Origin of the sequence: Mesorhizobium sp. M7A.F.Ca.AU.002.02.1.1 (genome assembly GCF_003998535.1) — a bacterium.
Taxonomy (GTDB): Bacteria; Pseudomonadota; Alphaproteobacteria; order Rhizobiales; family Rhizobiaceae; genus Mesorhizobium; species Mesorhizobium ciceri.
Genome location: NZ_RZPB01000995.1, coordinates 1 through 1858, shown reverse-complemented (window position 1 = coordinate 1858; position 1858 = coordinate 1). Strand labels below are relative to the sequence as shown.

The window sequence follows — 1858 nt, the reverse complement described above, 5'->3', positions numbered from 1 at the left end:
CTCGCGCACCGTGTCGAAGAATTTCTCGGGATGGCCGATACCGGCGAAGGCGAGGAACCGCTTGCCGGCAAGCCCTGCCTTGCCGCTTGGCTCTGTATGGGCCTCGAAGATCGCCCGGCCGGCGCCCGGCTGCTGCTGGAACGGAATGGCTGCGATTTCCTGATCATGGACGATGGCTTCCAGAGCGCCCGCATCCACATCGACTATGCGCTGGTCGTGGTCGATGCGCGCTACGGGATCGGCAACGGCCGCGTCATTCCGGGGGGGCCGCTCAGGGCCAAAATCGTCGACCAGCTGGTTTTCACCAGCGGGTTGTTGAAAATGGGCGAGGGCACTGCCGCCGACAGCGTGGTCCGCCAGGCGGCACGCGCCGGCCGGGCGATCTTCGAGGCCCATACAGAGCCAAGCGGCAAGGCAGGGCTTGCCGGCAAGCGGTTCCTCGCCTTCGCCGGTATCGGCCATCCCGAGAAATTCTTCGACACGGTGCGCGAGGCCGGCGGCGAACTGGCATTGACGCGGCCGTTTCCGGACCATCATTTCTATGCGGAGGACGAACTTGCCGAGCTGGCGGCGACCGCACGCACTGAGGGGCTGGTGCTCATCACCACCGCCAAGGACGCCGCCCGGCTGCGCCACGGCGCGTCACAGGACTTTCTCGACCGGCTCGAGGTGCTGGAGATCGACACGGTCTTCGAACTCGATCACGTTCCCGAGCGCATCATCGACGAGACGCTCGATGCCTGGCGCCAGCGCAAGCTGAAGGGTTAACTGCGCTTACGCAGCTCCGGATGCATCTCGATTTCACGGCGCAGCGAGGCGGTGGCGCTGATATAGGGCTCTTGCCTTGCGACGCTCCAGTACTTCAACTCGTCGAGCGGAATGCTTTCGCCTGTCACCGCGCAGCGCACGAACGCGCCGGGGCTGGTAACCTGGAAGTCGCCATCCAGGTAGCGGATGCGGGCTTCCTTGCCGCCGGGGCCTTCGAAACGGTTCATCATGCGGGGACGCCAGGGTTCATGAGAATTTCATCGCCATAAATTCCCGGCGAGGTCAAGCATGAGACAAGCCTGAGACAATGCTGAACGCTTATTGTGAAGCGGAAAAATGTAGTTGGTGGGCCGCAATGGACGTTTCCTCCACTCGTCTTCCCGCCCTGCTTAGGGAAGTGATGACGCCGCAAGCCGTGCCCTCGGGGCAGGCTGATCCAGTGATGACGGCACTGGTCAAGGCGCTGGTCCAACCGCCGGCGCCGTCTCTGCTCGCGCAGCAGACAGCGCCGGCGCTGTTGATTTTGCCGGCGGCGCCGATGGCCGTCAAATCGCAGCAGATCGCATCCGCCGGCATCGTCGATGCCTATCTTGCCCAGCTTGAGACGGGCGAAGAGGCGGCGTTGGCAACAGTCGTGGCGAGAAAGGCAAAACCCGAAGCCGAAACGCTGCGAGCCTTCTTGCCGCCTTCGACAACCGCCAATGACAATGCCTCCGCCAGGGTTGCGGGGCTGTCATTGCTGTCGCTTATCCCGCCGCAGGCTCCAGTCCCGCGCAACGCTGCCGCCCTGGGTACGCCGGCGGGCAGGCACAGGCCGGCCAATCAATCCCATGGTGCGGTGCCGCACCCTGAGCAGTTGCTGGTGAAAATTGGCTTTGTTTCGATAATGGCCGGTTTGCTGGGAGCGGTGATCCTTGGGTTCGTTTTGTTGTTGCTTCGCTGAGCTTCGAATCGGCCGGTTTTCCATATAGGTCCGGAAGGCCTATCGCTCGGCTTCGATAAACGCCTCGATCTTGTCCTGGGCCAGCCCGGCCTCTGCCGCGATGCGGCGGGCGAGGTCGGCGGCGGCGGGACGCGGCCGCCCCATCGG

Annotated in this window: 3 protein-coding genes; 2 read left to right on the top strand and 1 reads right to left on the bottom strand. The window is 64.0% G+C overall.

What is annotated here, in order from left to right:
* The coding region (lpxK, locus tag EN879_RS34205; protein ID WP_348631519.1) for a tetraacyldisaccharide 4'-kinase at positions 1-768 on the top strand (768 nt) is incomplete at its 5' end.
* Here the strand turns inward: lpxK and EN879_RS34200 are convergent.
* Entirely contained in the window at positions 765-998 is a 234-nt protein-coding gene (locus tag EN879_RS34200) for a DUF2093 domain-containing protein (RefSeq protein ID WP_013532341.1), read from the bottom strand. The two genes, lpxK and EN879_RS34200, sit on opposite strands and share 4 nt — an antisense overlap.
* Positions 999-1075: 77 nt before the next feature.
* Here EN879_RS34200 and EN879_RS34195 point away from each other — a divergent pair, with 77 nt between their 5' ends.
* Entirely contained in the window at positions 1076-1711 is a 636-nt protein-coding gene (locus tag EN879_RS34195) for a hypothetical protein (RefSeq protein WP_244514290.1), read from the top strand.
* Positions 1712-1858: the final 147 nt, after the last annotated feature.

Coding starts and splice junctions, on each gene's coding strand:
- EN879_RS34195 (WP_244514290.1), top strand. CDS start 1,076: ATGCTGAACGCTTATTGTGAAGCGGAAAAATGTAGTTGGTGGGCCGCA.
- EN879_RS34200 (WP_013532341.1), bottom strand. CDS start 998: ATGATGAACCGTTTCGAAGGCCCCGGCGGCAAGGAAGCCCGCATCCGC.